This window comes from Pseudomonas sp. GW823-FHT02C05, from assembly GCF_058797595.1.
In genome coordinates, this window is sequence record NZ_JBXAJU010000007.1 from 61,445 (window position 1) to 77,092 (window position 15,648).

Annotated in this window: 15 protein-coding genes and 1 tRNA gene; 9 read left to right on the forward strand and 7 right to left on the reverse strand. The window is 61.4% G+C overall.

Going from position 1 to position 15,648, the window contains the following annotated elements; genetic code table 11:
* Nucleotides 1–67 precede the first annotated feature (67 nt).
* From AC1RGE_RS30325 to AC1RGE_RS30340, 4 genes are all read left to right on the forward strand, one after another.
* A complete protein-coding gene (locus AC1RGE_RS30325; RefSeq protein WP_011060150.1) occupies nucleotides 68–409 on the forward strand; it encodes a ribonuclease E inhibitor RraB in 342 nt (113 codons plus the stop codon).
* Between the two features lie 438 nt (nucleotides 410–847).
* The gene (locus AC1RGE_RS30330) at nucleotides 848–2,257 is read left to right on the forward strand and encodes a circularly permuted type 2 ATP-grasp protein (RefSeq protein ID WP_492585564.1); all 1,410 of its coding nucleotides are present in this window, start codon (nucleotides 848–850) and stop codon (nucleotides 2,255–2,257) included.
* An 11-nt stretch (nucleotides 2,258–2,268) separates the two neighbouring features.
* Entirely contained in the window at nucleotides 2,269–3,219 is a 951-nt protein-coding gene (locus AC1RGE_RS30335) for an alpha-E domain-containing protein (protein ID WP_492585566.1), read from the forward strand.
* Nucleotides 3,216–3,989, forward strand: coding sequence for a transglutaminase family protein (locus AC1RGE_RS30340; RefSeq protein WP_401262194.1), 774 nt, complete (start codon nucleotides 3,216–3,218; stop codon nucleotides 3,987–3,989). The genes AC1RGE_RS30335 and AC1RGE_RS30340 overlap by 4 nt, the downstream gene beginning before the upstream one ends.
* A gap of 69 nt (nucleotides 3,990–4,058) precedes the next feature.
* On the opposite strand, the gene AC1RGE_RS30345 is transcribed toward AC1RGE_RS30340, so the two are convergent.
* From AC1RGE_RS30345 to AC1RGE_RS30355, 3 genes are all read right to left on the reverse strand, one after another.
* The gene (locus AC1RGE_RS30345; protein ID WP_401262196.1) at nucleotides 4,059–4,865 is read right to left on the reverse strand and encodes a c-type cytochrome; all 807 of its coding nucleotides are present in this window, start codon (nucleotides 4,863–4,865) and stop codon (nucleotides 4,059–4,061) included.
* Nucleotides 4,862–5,311, reverse strand: a complete 450-nt coding sequence (locus tag AC1RGE_RS30350; RefSeq protein WP_011060155.1) for a rhodanese-like domain-containing protein — start codon at nucleotides 5,309–5,311, stop codon at nucleotides 4,862–4,864. Before AC1RGE_RS30350 ends, AC1RGE_RS30345 begins: the two co-directional genes overlap by 4 nt.
* A gap of 101 nt (nucleotides 5,312–5,412) precedes the next feature.
* Nucleotides 5,413–5,568: a hypothetical protein gene (locus AC1RGE_RS30355; protein WP_015634727.1), complete on the reverse strand. Its 156-nt coding sequence runs from the start codon at nucleotides 5,566–5,568 to the stop codon at nucleotides 5,413–5,415.
* A 352-nt stretch (nucleotides 5,569–5,920) separates the two neighbouring features.
* Here AC1RGE_RS30355 and AC1RGE_RS30360 point away from each other — a divergent pair, with 352 nt between their 5' ends.
* The 3 genes from AC1RGE_RS30360 (at nucleotide 5,921) to AC1RGE_RS30370 (ending at nucleotide 10,124) form a co-directional block, all read left to right on the forward strand.
* Nucleotides 5,921–7,126 carry an acetyl-CoA C-acetyltransferase gene (locus AC1RGE_RS30360; protein ID WP_492585568.1) on the forward strand — a complete coding sequence of 402 codons (1,206 nt, stop codon included), beginning with the start codon at nucleotides 5,921–5,923 and terminating at the stop codon, nucleotides 7,124–7,126.
* 25 nt (nucleotides 7,127–7,151) lie between these two features.
* On the forward strand, nucleotides 7,152–9,296 hold the full coding sequence (locus tag AC1RGE_RS30365) for a 3-hydroxyacyl-CoA dehydrogenase NAD-binding domain-containing protein (protein ID WP_492585570.1): 2,145 nt from the start codon (nucleotides 7,152–7,154) through the stop codon (nucleotides 9,294–9,296).
* A 105-nt stretch (nucleotides 9,297–9,401) separates the two neighbouring features.
* Nucleotides 9,402–10,124 carry an amidotransferase gene (locus AC1RGE_RS30370; RefSeq protein ID WP_015634730.1) on the forward strand — a complete coding sequence of 241 codons (723 nt, stop codon included), beginning with the start codon at nucleotides 9,402–9,404 and terminating at the stop codon, nucleotides 10,122–10,124.
* A 43-nt stretch (nucleotides 10,125–10,167) separates the two neighbouring features.
* On the opposite strand, the gene AC1RGE_RS30375 is transcribed toward AC1RGE_RS30370, so the two are convergent.
* From AC1RGE_RS30375 to AC1RGE_RS30385, 3 genes are all read right to left on the reverse strand, one after another.
* On the reverse strand, nucleotides 10,168–11,139 hold the full coding sequence (locus tag AC1RGE_RS30375) for a magnesium and cobalt transport protein CorA (protein WP_011060159.1): 972 nt from the start codon (nucleotides 11,137–11,139) through the stop codon (nucleotides 10,168–10,170).
* Nucleotides 11,140–11,284: 145 nt separating this feature from the next.
* Complete coding sequence (locus tag AC1RGE_RS30380; protein WP_011060160.1) at nucleotides 11,285–12,007, reverse strand: lysophospholipid acyltransferase family protein; 723 nt, start codon at nucleotides 12,005–12,007, stop codon at nucleotides 11,285–11,287.
* 218 nt (nucleotides 12,008–12,225) lie between these two features.
* Complete coding sequence (locus AC1RGE_RS30385; protein ID WP_258611603.1) at nucleotides 12,226–12,915, reverse strand: crotonase/enoyl-CoA hydratase family protein; 690 nt, start codon at nucleotides 12,913–12,915, stop codon at nucleotides 12,226–12,228.
* Between the two features lie 318 nt (nucleotides 12,916–13,233).
* Between AC1RGE_RS30385 and AC1RGE_RS30390 the strand changes: the two genes are divergently transcribed.
* Both AC1RGE_RS30390 and AC1RGE_RS30395 read left to right on the forward strand, forming a co-directional pair.
* Nucleotides 13,234–13,323 (forward strand) — tRNA-Ser (locus tag AC1RGE_RS30390).
* A gap of 290 nt (nucleotides 13,324–13,613) precedes the next feature.
* Nucleotides 13,614–14,426 carry a hypothetical protein gene (locus AC1RGE_RS30395; protein WP_346624497.1) on the forward strand — a complete coding sequence of 271 codons (813 nt, stop codon included), beginning with the start codon at nucleotides 13,614–13,616 and terminating at the stop codon, nucleotides 14,424–14,426.
* Between the two features lie 40 nt (nucleotides 14,427–14,466).
* Here the strand turns inward: AC1RGE_RS30395 and AC1RGE_RS30400 are convergent, their stop codons facing one another.
* Nucleotides 14,467–15,633: an Arm DNA-binding domain-containing protein gene (locus tag AC1RGE_RS30400; protein WP_346624496.1), complete on the reverse strand. Its 1,167-nt coding sequence runs from the start codon at nucleotides 15,631–15,633 to the stop codon at nucleotides 14,467–14,469.
* Between the last annotated feature and the right edge of the window lie 15 nt (nucleotides 15,634–15,648).

The window sequence follows — 15,648 nt, forward strand, 5'->3', positions numbered from 1 at the left end:
CCGGTCCCTTTGGCCGGTGGTTCGGGAAACACGGAAAGTCTATCCATCGGTTTGAGGAGGACGTTTCATGAGCACAGCCGTTCAAGAAGACATCAGCAGCAGTGTGCTGCGCCGCATGAAAGAAGGCGGTTTCGACTTTTCACGATTCCATCCCATCGAGTTCTACGCCATTTTTCCGGATGAGGAGCGGGCACGCAGGGCGGCAGGACATTTTCGCGGTGAATCCTTGAATGCCCAGGTCAGCGTGCGTGACGACGGCGCCTGGTACCTGGAACTGAGCAAGGTGATGTACGCCACCTATGGCGGCATCGGGGATTTTGAACAGGACTTCGAGGCGGTGGTCGAGCCCCTGGGCGGCATCATTGAGGGCTGGGGAGTGAAACAGGAGATCCGTGGACGGCTGGTATAGCCTGCGCTAGATATACCGAGACAGGCAATTGGCTGGCCCCTGGGCCGGCCAATTGTGTTTTCGGGGCCCGCACAAGGTAAAAAAAGCCACCCGAGAGGGTGGCTAAAAGGGAAGACCGGTCAGGAGAGGGAACCGGTCGGGAGAGCCCGGACCCGGTTGTCATCGGCGTCATCAAGGTTGCAGCAGCGACTTCATCAGGCTTGGCGAAGTGTTTGCTCGATGGACGCGATTATCCCCAGTGGCCAGCGGGCAGTGAAATCAACTCTGACTATGCTGGTGATAGCCAAGACCGGTGCCAGCCATGGCCGGGGCAGGGCGGTCCGCATGCATCGGTAATGCGGGCATCGGCCTTGGGCTGCAACGGACTGATTTTGGGGCGCTTGTGCCGAAGGCACAGGGCTGGCGAAGCCCGGGTGTGCAGGTGACAGGGAGTACGGCATGAACCACAGCGCTGTTGATGAAATGCATGGGGCCGACGGCCAGGTTCGCGAGCATTACCGCGAGTTCGCCCGCTGGCTGGCCAATACCCCCGACGAACTCCTGGCCCGCCGCCGTCGCGAGGCCGACCTGCTGTTCCACCGTGCCGGCATCACCTTCACCCTGTACGGCGATGAGCAGGGCACCGAGCGGCTGATTCCCTTCGACACCATTCCCCGCATCATCCCGGCCCGGGAATGGCGGATCATCGAACAAGGGTGCATCCAGCGGGTACGGGCGCTGAACCTGTTTCTGGCCGATCTCTACCACCAGCAACGAATCATCCGCGCCGGGATCATTCCCGCCGAGCAGGTCCTGGCCAATCAGCAGTACCAGCTGGCCATGCAGGGCCTGGACCTGCACGGTGATGTCTATGCCCATGTCTGCGGAGTTGATCTGGTACGCGACGGCGACGGCCGCTACTGCGTGCTCGAGGACAACCTGCGCACCCCCAGCGGCGTCAGCTACATGCTCGAAGACCGCAAGATGATGATGCGCCTGTTTCCCGAGCTGTTCGCCGCCCAGCGCATCGCCCCCATCGACCATTACCCGAACCTGTTGCTCGATACCCTGAAAAGCTCCAGCCCCCTGGACAATCCGATGGTGGTGGTACTGACCCCGGGGCGCTTCAACAGCGCATTTTTCGAGCATGCGTTCCTGGCGCGGGAGATGGGAGTGGAGCTGGTGGAAGGTGCCGACCTGTTCGTGCGTGACGACCGGGTGTTCATGCGCACCACCGCCGGCCCGCAGGCGGTGGATGTGATCTACCGTCGCCTCGACGATGCCTTCCTCGACCCCCTGGCGTTCAACCCCGATTCCCTGCTCGGCGTGCCCGGCCTGTTGGCAGCCTACCGCTCGGGCACTGTGGTACTGGCCAACGCCATCGGCACCGGGGTGGCCGATGACAAGTCGGTGTACCCCTATGTCACCGAGATGATCCGCTTCTACCTGGACGAAGAGCCGATTCTGCAGAACGTGCCGACCTGGCAGTGCCGCCGTCCCGCCGAGCTGTCCCATGTGCTGGCCAACCTGGCGCAACTGGTGGTTAAGGAAACCCAGGGTTCCGGCGGCTACGGCATGCTGGTGGGGCCGGCGGCCACGGCGGCGCAGATCGAGGAGTTCCGCGTACGGATCAAGGCCCGGCCCGAGGCGTACATCGCCCAACCGACCCTGGCGCTGTCCACCTGCCCGACCTTTGTCGAAAGCGGCATCGCCCCGCGGCATATCGATCTGCGGCCCTTTGTCCTTTCTGGTGGTGAAACCCGTGTGGTGCCCGGTGGTCTTACCCGTGTGGCCCTGTGTGAAGGTTCGTTGGTGGTGAATTCCTCACAGGGCGGCGGGACCAAGGACACTTGGGTGGTCGAGGATTAAGGAAGCCTGCCATGTTGAGTCGAACCGCGTCGGACCTGTACTGGATGTCACGCTACCTGGAGCGCGCGGAAAACCTGGCGCGGATGCTCGATGTCAGCTATTCCCTGTCGCTGATGCCCCAGGACGGGCGCGGCGATGGCCTGCACGAGCTGGCCATGCCACTGCTGATCACCGGCACCCTGGAGGATTACCACGCCCGCCACCAGGCCTTGCACGCCGAGCAGCTATTGCAGTTCTTCGCCCTGGACCCGGCCAACCCCGCCAGTATCTACAGTTGCCTGGGATCGGCCCGGGCCTGCGCCCATGCCGTGCGCGGGCGGATCACCGCCGACATGTGGGAAAACGTCAATGCCACCTGGCTGGACATCCACCAGATCGCCAGCCAGGGCCTCAGTGCCTATGGCATGAACCGCTTCTGCGAATGGATCAAGGAGCGCTCCCATCTGTTTCGTGGCGCTTCCTACGGCACCATCATGCGCAACGACGCCTTTCGCTTTATCCGCCTGGGAACCTTCATCGAGCGCGCCGACAACACCCTGCGCCTGCTGGACGCACGCTACGAGATGGCCGGCGACCAGGCCGATGCGGTGTGCGACGGCACCGCCCATGCCTATTACCAGTGGAGTGCGTTGCTGCGGGCCTTGTCTTCCTTCGAGGCCTACACCGAGGTCTATCGCGAGGCACCCGGTGCCCGGCATGTAGCCGAGCTGCTGTTGTTGCGCGCCGACGTGTCGCGCTCGCTGCGGGCCTGTACCGAGGAGATCGACCAGATCCTCGCCAGCCTGCCCGGCGACAACGGGCGCCCGGCCCAGCGTCTGGCGGCGCAGATGGATGCACGCCTGCGCTACATCGGTATCGATCAGATTCTCGACGAAGGCCTGCACGCCTGGCTGACCGACTTCATCCCCCTGGTGCGCCAGTTGGGCAACGCGATTCACCGCTCTTATCTGGAGGCGGCATGAGACTGTCCGTGAGCCATGAAACCGCCTATCGCTACGCCGATCCGGTAGGCGCCAGCATCCAGTACCTGCGCCTGACACCCCACGACAGCGAGCGCCAGCAAGTGCTCTGCTGGCAGCTGGATCTGCCACGACCGGTGCGTGCGCAGCGGGACCCCTTCGGCAACATCCTGCACGTACTGACCCTGGACGAGCCCCACGAAGCAGTGATCATCGGCGCCCGTGGCCAAGTGGATATCGATGAGCTGCGCGAGGCCGAGCATGAATGCCAGTCGCCCTTGCCGTTCCTGCGTTTCACCAGCCTGACCGAGGCGGATGCTCAACTGCGCGAGTTCGCCGGCCGGCAATGCGCAAGGCGGCGTGATCGCACAGGGTTGATCGACCTGATGCATGGGCTGCACCAGCTCATGGCCTACACGCCTGGGGCAACGGACGTGGCCACCAGCGCGGCGCAGGCTTTCGCCGGGCGCGCGGGGGTCTGCCAGGACCACACCCACGCTTTCCTTGCCTGTGCCCGTAGCCTGGGCGTTCCGGCACGTTTTGTTTCCGGTTATCTGTACCGCGAGGACAGCGGGCAATTACTTGGCCACGCCTGGGCCGAAGCCTGGCTGGAAGGCGCCTGGTACAGCTTCGATGTGACCCACCAACTGGCGCGGCCCGAGCGCCACCTCAAGCTGGCGGTGGGCCTGGACTACCTGGATGCCTGCCCGGTACGCGGCTTGCGCCGGGGCGCCGCCGGTGAGCAGATGCACGCCAGGGTGCTCCAGCAGTAACACGCGTTTTCGCTAGGAGCCGGCTTGCCGGCGAAGGCGCCAGAGGTGGCAAAGGCGATGTCGCAAGGCTCAGGGAACCTGCTTGCGCCCCGCCATGTGCCTGAGATACCCCAGCAGCAGGTCCAGCTCCTGATCCGGCAGGACGTTGTTGTTGAACCCGGGCATCTTCGCCTGGGGCCAGCGCCTCATGCTTTGCGGATCGCGGATATAGCGCTTGAGGAAATCGCCGCTGAAATACTCGGTAGGGCTGTAGGGGATATTCAGGTCCGGACCGAACTGTGAATCGCCGGCACCGTTGAGCCGGTGGCAGGCCAGGCAGTTTTTCTGGAACAGGGCCAAGCCCTGGTTGATTGGATCAGTGGCCGCCAACTGCGGATCCGGAAGCAGGGCCGGGAAGCGCTGCGCCACTGGCTCCAGGCGCTGGATGCGCGCCACCTGGAACGGCCATTGCTCCGGGCTGATATGCCCGGCGGCAGGATTGGTCCACACCAGATAGAAAGGCCCGGCGCTGGGTTTGTCGGCAGCCAGCGCAGGCCATGGCCGGCTCGGGTCCTCCACGGCCAGCCAGGCCTGGGCGCCCTGGCGTTCAAGCAGCGGCGCGGCGCTGAGCTCCGCGGCAAAGCCGTCCAGGGCCACGGCTTGAAGATGGTCTTCGGCCTTCAGGCCCTTGAGCAGGGTCGCCATGGGCACGGCGCGGTACTGCATGTCGCGCTTGTAGGACACATCGTCCTTGATGGTAATGGTCTGGGCCTGGGGGTGCCTTAGCAGTTCTTCGGTCTGCCAGGTGTGGCTGGCGGAGCCCAGTTCGATCAGCAGTTGCGCGGCGTGCAGCGGGCTGCTCAGCAGCAGGGCAGCGCCAAGGAGGAATACTTTCAATTGATGGCCGTCGGGTCGTCGTCAGTGGGTTCGTCGCCGGGAAGCACGTCGTCTGGTCGCGACACATGGTCGAACAGGGCGTCCCGGAGCTCTTCGTAGTTGCCGCCGTTCACGATACCGAAATAGCCGTGCTTGACCAGCGTGTCTTCGGCTTCAAGGGCGTGCTGGTTGGTGTCGCTGTAGATCACCACGGTGGCGTTGGGGTCCAGCACTACTTTGCGCAACTGGTAGGCCAGGCCCTCGGCGCTGATGCCGGTGCCGTCCTCCAGTTCGAGATTGACCTGCAGCGAGTTGTGCACATTGCCGGCGGCAAAGTCGCTCTCGTTGCGCAGATCGAGGATCAACGCCCCATCATTGATTTCGTCCACCGCGCGGTTGACGTCGATGATTCCGGCGTGAGCGTGAAAGGCGCTCAGGAGTGTGGCGAGTGCAATCCAATGGCGCATGAGTCTTCCCCTTGGTGTTCCTCAGGAAGACTGGCACACAAGTCCGTGCCCCGGTAGGAACCGGGGACAATTTTCCGTCTCGTTGATCGAGCAGCCACAGATCAGCCGATCACTTTGGTGAGATTCGGCAAGATCAACAGCAGTGTGGTTGCGAAAAGAATGAGCCCCGCCTGACGTACTTTCGAATGCTTGAACATGGCTGAATGCCTTTTGTTGTTATTCCTGAGCGTCAATGCATGCCGGTGGGTGAACTCCATTACGAGTCACTATGAACCGGCTATGTGTCCTTTTTCTTACTTGCCCCAGTGCAGAATCCGTCTGGAACTTCCTACAGTTTCTACCTTAGGGGCCTTGAATCCTCTGGCTTAGATCCAATTCGTATGAATTTATATTTCTGATTTATTAAAAGGCTATATATCGGCCCGGGCGTGCCTTGGCCGCCCTCTGGCTAGACAGCTCGCGACCCTTCATCGGCAGAGCCCTTAGCTGCCTACCGTTCGTCTGAGCGTCGGCGTCAAGGCGGCTGAGCGCATCGGTCATTGAATCCGACGCTGCCGCGCCTAAGGTGGGAGCTCGACATTTTCCCCTGCACAGCGGTTCGAGGACGTCATGACCCAAGCTTTGATATTCGATGCGTTACGCACGCCCCGCGGCAAAGGCAAGGCCGATGGCGCCCTGCACAGCGTGAAACCGGTGAACCTGACCGCGGGGCTGTTGCGGGCCCTGCAGCAGCGCTGCGAGCTGGACACCAGCCAGGTGGACGACGTGGTCCTGGGCTGTGTGACGCCGATCGGTGATCAGGGCGCCGATATCGCCAAGACCTCGGTCCAGGCTGCGGATTGGGATGTCAGCGTGGCCGGGGTGCAGATCAATCGCTTCTGCGCTTCCGGGTTGGAGGCAGTCAACCTGGGGGCGATGAAGGTGCGTTCCGGGTTCGAGGAACTGGTGGTGGTTGGCGGCGTCGAGTCCATGTCGCGGGTGCCCATGGGCAGCGACGGCGGGGCCTGGGTGCTGGACCCGGAGACCAACCTGCACAGCCATTTCACCCCCCAGGGGATTGGCGCCGACCTGATCGCGACCCTGGAAGGCTTCTCCCGGGAGGACGTCGACCGCTTTGCCCTGCACTCCCAGCAGAAGGCCGCCCGCGCCCGGGCTGGCGGGGCCTTTGCCAAATCCCTGGTGCCGGTGCAGGACCAGAACGGCATCGTGCTGCTGGACCATGACGAGTTCATTCGCGCCGATTCGACCCTGGAGGGCCTGGGCAAGCTCAAGCCGAGTTTCGAGATGATGGGGCAGATGGGCTTCGATGCCACGGCGCTACGGGTCTACAGCCATGTGGAGCGGATCGACCATGTGCACACCCCCGGCAACAGCTCGGGCATCGTCGACGGCGCGGCGCTGATGCTGATCGGCTCCGAAGCCAAGGGCCGCGAGCTGGGGCTCAAGCCCCGGGCGCGGATCGTGGCCACGGCGGTCACCAGCACCGACCCCACCATCATGCTCACCGGCCCGGCGCCGGCCACCCGCAAGGCCCTGGCCAAGGCCGGGCTGCGGGTCGAGGACATCGACCTGTTCGAAGTCAATGAGGCCTTCGCCTCGGTGGTGCTCAAGTTCATCAAGGACATGGCCATCGACCCGGCCAAGGTCAATGTCAACGGCGGCTCCATCGCCATGGGCCACCCGCTGGGGGCCACCGGCTGCGCGATCCTCGGCACCTTGCTCGATGAGCTGGAAACCCGGCGCCAGCGCTATGGCCTGGCGACCCTCTGTGTCGGCGGCGGCATGGGTATCGCCACCATCATCGAACGCCTCTGAGCCCCGACTTCAAGGAATCCCTTTCATGACCGATGCCATCCGTTACGAAAAAGGCCAGGACCAGATCGTCGTCCTGACCATCGATATGCCGGGCCAGAGCGCCAACACCATGAATGCCCTGTACCGCGACGCCATGGCCGGTGCCGTGGCGCGCTTGCAGGCCGAACGGGAATCGATTGCCGGGGTGATCATCACCTCGGCGAAAAAGACCTTCTTCGCCGGCGGTGACCTCAATGAGCTGATCAAGGTCGGCAGGCCCGAGGCCAAGGCTTTCTACGACATGGTGCTGGCCCTCAAGGGCCAGCTGCGAGCCCTGGAAACCCTGGGCAAGCCGGTGGTCGCTGCAATCAATGGCGCGGCCCTGGGCGGCGGCTGGGAAATCTGCCTGGCCTGCCATCATCGCGTTGCCCTGGACGATAAATCGGTACAGGTCGGCCTGCCGGAAGTCACCCTGGGCCTGTTGCCCGGCGGCGGCGGGGTGGTGCGCATGGTGCGCATGCTGGGCCTGGAAAAGGCTCTGCCCTATCTGCTGGAAGGCAAGAAAGTGCGCCCGCAGCTGGCGTTGCAAGCAGGCCTGATCGATGCCCTGGCGACGGACCGCGACGACCTGCTGGCCAAGGCTCGGGCCTGGATCCTCGCCAACCCGGGCGCGCAGCAGGCCTGGGATGTGCGCGGCTACCAGATCCCTGGTGGCACGCCGTCGAACCCGAAGGTTGCGCAGATGCTGGCCATCGCCCCATCGATTCTGCGGACCAAGACCCAGGGTTGCTTCCCCGCGCCGGAAAAGATCCTCTGCGCTGCGGTCGAAGGCGCCCAGGTGGATTTCGACACCGCGCAACTGATCGAGACCCGTTACTTCACCGAACTGACCACAGGCCAGGTGGCGAAGAACATGATCGGCACCTTCTGGTTCCAGCTCAACCAGATCAATGCCGGCAGCTCACGGCCACAGGGCGTGCCGCCGCAGGTCACGAAAAAACTCGGGGTGCTTGGCGCCGGCATGATGGGCGCGGGCATTGCCTATGTCAGTGCGGTGGCGGGTATCGAGGTGGTGCTCAAGGACATCAGCCCCGAGGCGGCCGAGAAGGGCAAGGCCCACTCGGCGGCGCTGCTGGAGAAAAAGGTGGCTCGCGGGCAGTTGAGCTGCGAGCAGCGGGACGCCACCCTGGCGCGGATCCGCACCACCGCCGAGGATGCCGACCTGGCCGGTTGCGACCTGATCATCGAGGCGGTGTTCGAGGATCGCGAGCTCAAGGCCAAGGTCTCCCGGGCTGCGCAGCAGGTGGTCGGCGGTGACGCGGTGATCGCCTCCAACACTTCGACCCTGCCCATCACTGGCCTGGCTACGGCAGTGCCGAACCCGGACAAGTTCATTGGCCTGCATTTCTTCAGCCCGGTGGAAAAAATGCCCCTGGTGGAAATCATCAAGGGGGCGAAAACCAGCGATGAAACCCTGGCCCGCGGCTTCGACTTTGTCTTGCAGATCAAGAAGACCCCGATCGTGGTCAATGACAGCCGCGGCTTCTTCACCTCCCGGGTGTTCGGCACTTTCACCAACGAAGGTATCGCCATGCTCGGCGAGGGCATCGCGGCGCCGATGATCGAGACCGAAGCGCGCAAGGCCGGGATGCCGGTGGGGCCGCTGGCAATTTCCGACGAGGTTTCCCTGAGCCTGATGAGCCATATCCGCCAGCAGACCGCCAAGGACCTGCAGGCCGAGGGCAAGCCGGCCATCGAACATCCGGCATTTGCCGTGATCGACCTGCTGCTCAACGAATACAAGCGCCCGGGCAAGGCGGCCGGTGGCGGTTTCTACGATTATCCGGCCGGTGCCCAGAAGCATTTGTGGCCGCAGTTGCGCACGCGCTTCTACAAGGCCGACGGGCAGATCTCGCCCCAGGATGTGCGGGATCGCCTGCTGTTCGTCCAGGCCATCGAGACCGTGCGTTGTGTGGAGGAGGGAGTGTTGCACTCCACGGCGGACGCCAACATCGGCTCGATCTTCGGCATCGGCTTTGCCGCCTGGAGCGGGGGCGCCCTGCAGTTCATCAATCAGTACGGGGTGCAGGATTTCGTCGCCCGTGCGCAGTACCTGGCCGAGCAATATGGCGAGCGTTTCCGGCCGCCGACGCTGCTTCTGGAAAAGGCTCGCCTGGGCCAGTTGTTCTGACACCGACAGGCGCTCAATGAGCTGATCCGGGGCTTGCCTTGCCGTGGTATTTCAAGGCAGGCTCTGGGCTGTTCATTATTGCCATCGCCTTGTCAGGAATTTTTTATGTCGCTACGCATCTGCATTCTTGAAACCGATATCCTGCGTCCCGAACTGGTCGATCAATATCAGGGTTACGGGCAGATGTTCCAGCGCCTGTTTTCCCAGCAGCCCATCGCTGCCCAATTCAGCGTCTACAACGTGGTCCAGGGGGAGTACCCCAGCGATGACCTGGAATTCGACGCCTATCTGGTGACAGGCAGCAAGGCCGATTCGTTCGGCACCGATCCCTGGATCCAGACCCTCAAGACCTACCTGCTGGGGCGCTACGAGCGTGGCGACAAGCTGTTGGGCATCTGCTTCGGCCATCAGTTGCTGGCATTGCTGCTGGGGGGCAAGAGCGAGCGCGCGAGCCAGGGCTGGGGTGTCGGTACCCACAGCTACAAGCTGGCGGCCAAGGCGCCGTGGATGAGCCCGGTGGTGGAGGAGCTGACGCTACTGATCAGCCATCAGGACCAGGTTACCGCCTTGCCGGAGAACGCCACGGTGATCGCCTCCAGCGATTTCTGCCCGTTCGCGGCCTACCATATCAATGATCAGGTGCTGTGCTTCCAGGGCCACCCCGAGTTCATCCACGACTATTCCCGCGCCTTGCTGGACCTGCGCCAGGAGTTTCTCGGCGAGCAGATCTACCAGAAGGGCGTGGCCAGCCTTGAGCACGACCATCACGGCACCACTGTGGCGGAGTGGATGATGCGTTTCGTCGCTCACAAGCCCGAGGCTGCCTGAACCCGGCCATGGCCCTGCCGCAAGGCGCAGGGCCGTCGCTCCTTCAGAGCCAGCCGGAACGCTTGAAGCTGGCCCAGAGGCCGACACAACCCACGCTGATAAAACCCAGGACGCCAAAGTAGCCGTAGTGCCAACTCAGCTCCGGCATGTTCTGGAAGTTCATCCCGTAGATCCCCGCCACCGCCGTCGGAAACGCCAGGATCGCGGCCCAGGCGGCGAACTTGCGTTGCACGATGCTTTGCCGTGAAGCCTCCAGCAGTACGCCGATCTCGATGGTCTGGCTGGCGATATCGCGCAGGGTCGAGAGGTCTTCCATCTGCCGGGTGACGTGAATCTGCACATCCCGGAAGTACGGCCGCATGTTCTTGTCGATAAAGGGAAAGCTGAGCTTCTGCAGTTCTTCGCTGATCTCCACCATGGGCGCTACATGCCGGCGCAGGCGCAGCACGTCGCGGCGCAGGCCGTGCAGGTGCTGGATGTCCCGTTCGTTCAGCGAGTCGCAGAGGACGTTGCGCTCCAGCTCGTCGATTTCCGCATGGATGGCTTCGCTGACCGGCTGGTAGTTCTCGGTAACGAAGTCCAGCAGGGCATAGAGCACGAAGTCTTCACCGTGCTCCAGCAGCAGCGGGCGCGCCTCGCAGCGCTGGCGCACGTAGCCATAGGAGGCCGAGTGGCCGTTGCGCGCGGTGATGATGTAGCCGTTGCCGGCAAAGATGTGGGTTTCGATGAACTCCAGCTTGCCCTGATCGCGCACCGGCGAATAGGTGACGATGAACAGCGCATCGCCGAAGGTTTCCAGCTTCGGCCGGCTGTGCTTTTCCAGGGCATCCTCGATGGCCAGTTCATGCAGGTTGAACTGGCGCTGCAGGTTGGCCAGCTCGTGGGCGTTGGGTTCCTCCAGGCCGATCCAGACGAAGTGGCCGGGCTTGGCGGCCCAGGCGGCCCCTTCGTCGAGGCTGATATCCGTGACTTTCTTTCCGCCGCTGTAGACGGCGGCAGCAACAACTCTACCCATGGTTCCGGTTCACTTCTTCTTATCAAGGGGGCGGTGACAGATCAGGTGCAGCTTAGCCTGCAATGCTCCATCAGAGTCACTGGCCGCGAGGGAGTTCGCGGACAAATAAAAGCCCGCGCAAGGCGGGCTTTTTGTGGCGCCGGGGTCAGGCGGCCTGCAGCTGGCGGTCCATGCTGGCGATGCATTCGCGCATCTGTTCGCGGCACTGGGCGATCAGCAGGGGCATGTCGTCCAGGGTCAGCCCGGCCGTGGGGATGGCGGGCAGCGAGCGGATCAGGATTTTGCCGCTGTTCCAGCGATCCAGGCGCATGTGCTTGATGTAGCTGCTGACGCACACCGGGACTATGGGCACGCCTGCGGCGATGGCCATCTGGAATGCACCTTTCTTGAAGGGCAGCAGCTCTTCCCCGAGGTTGCGGGTGCCTTCCGGGAAGACCCAGATCGAGGTGTCCTTGTGCTGCAAGGTGTGGGTGGTGGTGAGCATCGAGCGCCGGGCCTTGTGCGGGTTGCCACGGTCGATCAGCACGTTGCCTGCCAGCCAGAACAGCTGGCCGAACAGCGGCACCCATTTCAGGCTCTTCTTGCCGATGCACACGGTCCTTCGCGGCACCACGTTGCCGAATACGAACAGGTCGTAGTTGGACTGGTGGTTGGCGATGATCACGCAGCCCTGGGGTTTGTCCATCAGCGGGCCGACCTCGGCCTTGACCCGCAAGCGCAGGATGCACATCGCCGGCCAGGCGTAGAGACGGGCGCACAGTCGGCTGTTGTCCGGGTTGAATGGGCGGCACAGGCCGAGCAGCAGGCCCAGGCTGCCTGCCAGGATAAAGTGCAAGCCCATCAACGACATACGAAGCAGATACAGCATCTAAACGGCCCACCCGGGGACAAAAGGTGGCGCAGTGTACGGATGTGCACTGTTTTCGGCAATTGCCGTTCTCAGCCGGGAGATGGGCGATGTTTAAGTACATGTTTCCAGCAATGGCTGGCGATGGTGATCTAGAGCGGTCGTGGCTTGTTGGCAAGGCATGCAGTAAAAAGCCCGGCGCGAAGGCCGGGCTGGTTCAGGTAGCAAATCCGCGGGTTTCAGCCCAGGTGCTCCTGGTCGTGGATGATCGCGTTGTCCAGGGCATCCAGCAGTGCCTTGCGCACCTTCAGCTTGGTGTTCTTGTGCGCCACCATGTTGATCTTCTTCAACTGGCGTGCAGCGGCCAGGGCGGCGCCTTGCAGTTCATCGGGCGCTACCACCTTGTCGAGAAAGCCGGCATCTACCGCGCTTTGCGGGTCGAACATCTCGCCATTGATTACCGAGCGATGCAAAGCCGAGCGACGCAGGCGGTCACGGGCCAGCTCGATACCCGCGTGGTGCATGGTCATGCCGATCTGCACTTCATTGAGGCCGATGCTGAAGGGGCCTTCGACACCGATGCGATAGTCCGCCGACAGCAGCAGGAACGCGCCCTTGGCCACCGCGTGCCCCGGGCAAGCGACGATCACCGGGTAGGGGTGGGAAAGCAGGCGGCGGGCCAGGGTCGAACCCAGGGTTACCAGAGCCACGGCCTCCTTGGGGCCGGCTGTCATGACCTTGAGGTCGTAGCCGCCAGAGAGAATCCCCGGCTGGCCGGTGATGATCACCACCGCGCGATCGGCGGTAGCCTGATCCAGCGCCGCATTAAAGGCGGCAATCACGTCCGGGGAGATGGCATTGACCTTGCCATTGCTCAAGGTCAGGGTCGCGATACCGTCTTCGAGATGGTAGGAAATCAACTCACTCATGACGCAATTCCTTGTATTGAAGTGCTGCAGAAGTTACCCACCACGGTAGCTGCGGTAAAGCGCCATGACTGACTGGTGAGTCAGCCCCGAGGTCGCCAAGGGCCCTGCATCACACAGCGGGTAACGCATGGTTTCTTCTATAGGGTTGTGGGCAAGGCTGAAGAATGGCCGGTTTGCCTTATTGCATGGGGGGCTGCATTGCCCTTGGCCGGGGATCGAGCTTAAGCGCATGAAAATTCTGAAAAAAAAGTTTGCCATCTGAAAAGCGATCGACTACATTAGCGCGCCTCGACAGACTGAATCGGTTTGAAGAGATACGGTGAAGTGTCCGAGTGGCTTAAGGAGCACGCCTGGAAAGTGTGTATACAGGAAACTGTATCGAGAGTTCGAATCTCTCCTTCACCGCCACATTTGAAACGACTAAACCCCTGAAAACGTTAAAGTTTTCAGGGGTTTTGTGTTTTCAGGGGCGCGAAAAAGCCCCATATGGGAACATCCATGGGAACCCTTGAGAGTTCTGTTCAAGCGTCCTATTACCGTTTTTCTCTCTCTGCACTGCAGGAACGGGGTGGCCCAGGCCTACGACTCTTACGGAGGGCTTGGAAAACGGTAGGCTCAACTATTCGTGGTGCTGAAATGCTATTACTCTGCTCCGTTTGACCGGTGATCAATTTGGTCCATCTACATGCGAGGGAGCGATGACAGTATCCAATTTAGAAAAGTACCGGAAAGATCTGAAGGCGTTGCTTGAAGAGGGCAGGGTAGTTCTTCAAGCGCTTCGCCGTGACGCGGAGGGTAAGGAGGAATGGCGAGCCCGTTTGGAAGCGGCGGGATGGGGCGAGGAAAAAATTGATATTTACGAAAGTAATCTCAAACCCTTTCGGGTTTGCTACCACCACTGGTATTCCGAAGCTCTGGCCGTTGTAAAGCAATTACTTCCCGACAGGTATGCGGACTTCGTAAAATTCTATGAACGACCAAAAACGCGAAAGTCGTTTGATGTCGAGACTTATCGAATCGAGGACGCATGCCAATCCCTTTCGTTGACTCGGTATGGCGGCGATGTGGTCGTTGCTATGCCTGCCGCTATTCCATTACTACAGCAGCAGATTGCTATCCTTGAGTCCATAGAAAAACGTTTCGAAAGTTCGCTCTTTGATATCAAGCAACTGGTACAAGCTGATCTTTTTGACTCTGAACTCGACGTTGCCAGGGAGCTACTAAAAAACAAATTTTCTCGTGCTGCGGGGGCTGTCGCCGGAGTCGTACTGGAAGGCCATCTGAAGCAAGTATGTGATAACCACAACCTGCCCAAGAAGTCTGGCACTATCGCAGTGCTAAATGATGCGCTAAAAGCAGCTGGTGTCATTGAGTTGTCGCAGTCTAGGCATATTCAATTTTTGGGCGATATTCGTAACAAATGTGGTCATAAAAATCCGACTGATCCAACTGTTGATGAGGTAGGTGAACTCATCACTGGGGTCGATAAGGTTATAAAAACTATTTTCTGAACCACTTGTGGGGGCCAGTACGGCCCCTATGAGAATTTGCCTAGAATTTCAGGGCCAGTTGAAGCATTCCGATAACGTCTGGTCCATCTTCATTAATCCACATCCCGTAATGCTGTCGGATCATGTTCGCGCTGGTGTGGCCCATCTGCTCCGCGATCCAGTCGACCGAAGCCACGCCGGTGGTCAGCAATTGGCTGGCATAGGTGTGCCGGCATTGGCCAGGTCCGCGATAGCGGACGCCGGCCGCTTTCAAGTGCGCTTTGAAGAACCTGTCCCTCACGACAAAGTCGCTGACGTGCGGCAAGCCGCTCTTGGTGTTCAGGAATACGAAGTGCAGCTTGTGCTTGCGGACTGTCTTGTTGTCCCGCTCCACAACATCGATGGTGTCTACAGTCTTGAGCTGGTTGATGGCGTCAAGCTTGCGCAGGGCGTCCCACGCGGGTTCCAGCAAGCGCACCTTGCGCGTCGAGCGCCGGGTTTTCGTCACGCGGTAGGCTCCGCGTACTTTTGACCGGCGGAAAGTCACTGTCCCCTGTTTCAGATCGACGTCCTCCCAGGCCAGCGCGATGGTCTCTGACACGCGTGGGCCTGCCCAAATCATGAATTGCACCATCAGCAGCTCCTGAGTGCGGTTGGTGGGTGTCTCCAGGATCTGCTTGATTTCCGCCCTGGTGAACGGGTCGGGCGCTTCTGGATCGGGAAGGCGCACGAATAGCCCCTCTGTGGGGTCATGCGCGACTTTCTTCCGGGTGCGGTAGAGCCGGAATACCTGGCGCACGTTGCTGATGATGTCGCGAATGGTCTTGTTCTTCAGTCGCTTCGATAGTGGTCCTTGAATCCACTCTTGCAGGTCCAGGTGGTCAATCTGGTCGATCTGAATATCCCCCCAACGCGGGCGGACATGGACCTCTGCCTTGTTCTTGTACCCACGGAAAGAGGTCGCGGCCACGCTGTTGCTCTTGATGGTCAGCCACAGGTCCAGGTAATGCCCGAAGCTGTTTTCGGCCAGTTTGGTCGACTCTGGAAAATGCCGTCGGTAATCGAAGGTGCCAGCTTGTATCTCGTACTCGATTACCGTAACCAGGCGCTTTGCGTGCTCTCGGTTGGCCGGTGTGTTGCCGCCGGGTATCAGCTCCCGGCACAGCTCGCCATTGAAACGAAAATAGACCCGTACTGAGTTGCCACGGGCCTCTACGCCATCTGCCATATGCGTCCCCACGCG